The organism is Streptomyces rugosispiralis (genome assembly GCF_024505145.1).
Classification (GTDB): Bacteria; Actinomycetota; Actinomycetes; order Streptomycetales; family Streptomycetaceae; genus Streptomyces; species Streptomyces rugosispiralis.
Genome location: NZ_JANIAA010000113.1, coordinates 1 through 4,272, shown reverse-complemented (window position 1 = coordinate 4,272; position 4,272 = coordinate 1). Strand labels below are relative to the sequence as shown.

The 4,272-nt window shown below is 74.3% G+C and carries 2 protein-coding genes; both read right to left on the bottom strand.

Annotation, left to right across the window (positions count from 1 at the left end; all coding sequences use genetic code 11):
- On the bottom strand, positions 1 to 1,707 hold a 1,707-nt coding region (locus NP777_RS46505; protein WP_256656261.1), incomplete at its 3' end, for a type I polyketide synthase.
- A 24-nt stretch (positions 1,708 to 1,731) separates the two neighbouring features.
- Positions 1,732 to 4,272: SDR family NAD(P)-dependent oxidoreductase (locus NP777_RS46500; RefSeq protein ID WP_256656260.1), on the bottom strand; the 2,541-nt coding region annotated here is incomplete at its 5' end.

The following is a 4,272-nucleotide window of genomic DNA, read 5'->3' as shown; positions in this document are numbered from 1 at the left end:
GTCGGTCGCCGTGACTCCCTCGCCGCGCACCACATGCGGGGACTCGCCGCCCGACGCCAGCGTGCCCAGCGCGTCGATCAGTTCGTCGCGGTCGCCGCCCAGGACCAGTGCGCGGTGGTCGAAGCGGCCGCGGCTGGTGGCGAGCGAGTGGCCGACATCGGCCGGGGACAGGCCGGGGCGCGCGGTCACATGCGTCAGCAGCCGCTCGGCCTGCGCCCGCAGGCCCGCCGCGCTCTTCGCCGACAGCACCCACGGCACCACTCCGCCGCCCACCGGTGCCACGCCGTCGGCCACGGCCACGGCCTCCGAAGGCTCCTCCTCGGGCGCCTCCTCGAGGATGGTGTGCACATTGGTGCCACTGGCCCCGAAGGCCGAGATGGCGGCCCGGCGGGGCTCCTCACCGCGCGGCCACTCCCTGGCCTCGGTCAGCAGCTCCAGCGCCCCCGCCGACCAGTCGATCCGCGAGGAGCGCTCCTCGGCGTGGAGCGTCCTGGGCAGCAGACCGTGGCGCATGGCCTGCACCATCTTGATGACGCCGCCGACACCACCGGCGGCCTGCGGATGGCCGATGTTGGACTTCAGCGAGCCGATCAGCACGGGGCGGTCCGCCGCGCGGTCCTTCCCGTACGTGGCGAGCAGCGCGCCCGCCTCGATCGGGTCGCCCAGCGGAGTGCCGGTGCCATGGGCCTCGATCGCGTCGATCTGCTCCGCCGTCAGCGCGGCGTTGGCGAGCGCCTGGCGGATCACCCGCTGCTGGGAGCGGCCGTTGGGGGCGGTGAGGCCGTTGCTGGCACCGTCCTGGTTGACGGCCGAGCCGCGCACGACGGCCAGCACCTTGTGGCCGTTGCGCCGCGCGTCCGAAAGGCGCTCCAGCAGCAGCATGCCGACGCCCTCGCCGAGTCCCATGCCGTCGGCTCCCTCGGCGAACGCCTTGCAGCGGCCGTCCTGCGCCAGGCCGCGCTGCCGGGCGAAGCCGATGAGCCCCATCGGGGCGCCCATCACGGCGGCGCCGCCCGCGAGGGCGAGCGAGCAGTCGCCCTGGCGCAGCGACTGGCAGGCCAGGTGGAGGGCGACCAGCGAGGACGAGCAGGCGGTGTCGATGGTGACGGCCGGGCCCTCCAGGCCCAGGGTGTAGGCGACCCGGCCGGACATGATGCTCGCGGAGATGCCCGTGACCAGGTGGCCCTCGAGCCCCTCGGGCATATGGGGCCAGTCGGGGATGTAGCCCTGGTAGGCGGCGCCCACGAAGATGCCGGTCTTGCTGCCGCGCAGCGCCGCCGGGTCGATTCCGGCGCGCTCGAACGCCTCCCAGGAGGTCTCCAGCAGCAGCCGCTGCTGCGGGTCCATCACGGTGGCCTCGCGGGGCGAGATGCCGAAGAACGCGGGGTCGAACTGGTCGGCGTCGTGGAGGAATCCGCCCTCGGTGGCGTAGACGGTGCCCTGCCGGTCGGGGTCCGGATCGTAGAGGTTCTCCAGGTCCCAGCCGCGATTGCCGGGGAATCCGGAGATGGCGTCGCGCCCGCCGGTGACCAGTTCCCACAGGTCCTCGGGGCCGCGCACATCGCCGGGGTAGCGGCAGCTCATCGCCACGATGGCGATGGGTTCCCGGGAGGCGGCGGTGAGTTGCTGATTGACCCGGCGCAGCCGTTCGGTCTCCTTCAGAGACTCCCGCAGCGCGCCAACGATCTTGTCGGTTGGGTTTGCCATTGTCAGCTCCGCAGTCGAGTCTCGTCAGAGGTCGTTCTTGTCGTAGGCCATGCGCACGAGGTCATCCACGTCCAGGTCGTCGATGGACTCGGCGGGCTCCTCGTCCGCCGGTGCGGTGGCGGGGTCGTGGGAGCCGGCCAGCCGCAGCAGCTCGTCCAGCAGTCCGGATTCGCGGAGCCGGAGCAGGGGGATCGAGGTCAACGCCCGGCGGACATCGGCCTCTTCGGGGTCGAGGCCGGTGGCGGCGGTGTCGTCGGGGAAGAGTTCGGCGCCGATGTGTCCGGCGAGCTCCTCCGCGCTCGGGTAGTCGAAGACGACGGTGACGGGGAAACGGAGCCCGGTGGCGGTGCCCAGGCGGTTGCGCAGGTCGACGGCGCTCAGGGAGTCGAAGCCCAGCTCGCGGAAGGCGCGCGTGGCATCGACGGCCTCGGGGCCTGAGTAGCCGAGGACGTTGGCGATCTGCGAGCGCACCAGGGACAGCACGGCCGCCCGCCGATCCGCCGGTGCCATCTCGGCCAGCCGGTCGCGCAGCGAGGAGGACTCGCCGGCCGCGTCCGCCCGGGTGTCGGCGTCGGCGGCGAGGATCCGCGCCACGTCGGGCACCTGGCCGATGAGCGGGCTGGGCCGGGCCGAGGTGAAGACGGGGACGAACCGCTCCCAGTCCACGTCGGCGACCACGACCACGGTCTCGTCCCGCTCCATGACCTGCCAGAACGCGTCGATGGCGAGCCGGGGGGACATGAACGGGATGCCCCGGCCGCGCAGTTGCTCCTCGGCGAGGTTGGCGGCCATCCCGCCCTCCTCGGGGCTCCAGATGCCCCACACCACCGAGGTGGCGGTGAGGCCACGGGCCCGGCGGTGCTCGGCGAGCCCGTCGAGATAGGCGTTGGCGGCGGCGTACGCGCCGTGTTCGCCACTGCCCCAGACGGCCGAGATGGAGGAGAACAGCACGAAGGAGTCGAGCGTGTCGCGGTCGAAGACGGCGTCCAGGTTCGCGGCGCCCGCGACCTTGGCCTCCGCCGTGTCCGCGAACTCGTCCAGATCGGTGTCGGCGAGCGGGACCAGCACACCGGCACCGGCGATGTGCAGTACGGAACGGATCGGCGGGCCCTCGGCCGCCACCTTCCGTACGAGCGCCTCCAGCGCGGCGCGGTCGGCCACATCGCACGCCGCCACGGTGACCTTGGCGCCGAGCTCGGTCAGTTCGGCCTTGAGCTTGTCCGCGCCGGGCGCCTCGGGGCCACGGCGGCTGGTGAGCACCAGGTGTTCGGCGCCGGCCTGGGCCAGCCGGCGGGCGATCTGGGCCCCGACGCCACCGGTGCCGCCGGTGAGCAGCACGGTGCCCTCGGGGTGCCACGCCGGGCCGCTCCCCCGGTGCTCCGCGGCCCGTACCAGCCGCCGCACGAACACCCCGGAGGGCCGCAGGGCCAGCTGGTCCTCGTCGTCGAGCCGGCCCGCGAGCGCGCCGCACAGCCGGGTGGTCACCCGGCCGTCGACGGTGTCCGGCAGGTCGACCATGCCGCCCCAGCGCTGGGGGTGTTCCAGGGCGGCGACCCGGCCCAGTCCCCATACGGCCGCCTGGGCGGGGCTGTCGAGGGCGTCGGTGCCGCCGACGGACACGCCGCCACGGGTGGCCAGCCACAGCGGGGCGTCCACTCCGGTGTCGCCGAGGGCCTGGACCAGGGCGAGGGTGAGCGCGAGTCCCATGGGCACGCCCGCGTGTGCGGGGTGCGGTGCGTCGGGGAGCCCGAGCAGCGAGAGCACCCCGGCCGGGGTGACCCCGGCGGTGGCCTCGGCGAGCCGCGCGGCGACCGCGGCGCGGTCGGCCTCGGCCACCTCGACGGTGACGACCGTGGCGCCGTGGGTCTCCAGACCGTCGCGTACGGCGTCGACGAGTTCCGTGCCGGGGTGTCCGGCGGGAGGTCCGACGAGGTGTCCGGCCGGGACCGCGAGCAGCCAGGTGCCGGTCAGGGCCGCGGAGGCCGGGTCCGGCACCCGGTTCCAGGTGACGTGGTAGCGCCAGGAGTCGAGCACGGACCGCTCGCGGCGGCCACGCCGCCAGGAGGACAGCGCCGGGAGCACCGTCCGCAGCGACGACCGCTCCTCGTCGGCGTCCACCTCCAGCGCGGCGGTCAGCGCGGCCAGGTCCTCGCGCTCCACGGCGTCCCAGAACTCGGCGTCCACCGGGTCGCCCCCGGTGGCTGCCGCCTGCGCGGCGGGCCGCTCCAGCCAGTAGCGCTGCCGCTGGAAGGCGTACGTGGGCAGGTCCACCACGGACGCGCCAAGACCCGCGAACACCGCGGCCCAGTCGACGGCCACGCCCCGGACGAACGCCTCGCCGAGCGAGGCCAGGAACCGCTCGGGACCGCCCTCGTCGCGCCGCAGCGACCCCACGACCACGGCATCCTCGGCGGTCGCCTGCAGCGGCATCGTCAGCACCGGATGCGGCGACATCTCCAGGAACGTGCCGAACCCGGCGGCGGACAGGGCCCGCACCGCCGACTCCAGCTCGACCGTCTCCCGCAGATTGGTGTACCAGTACCCGGCGTCCAGACCCGCGGTGTC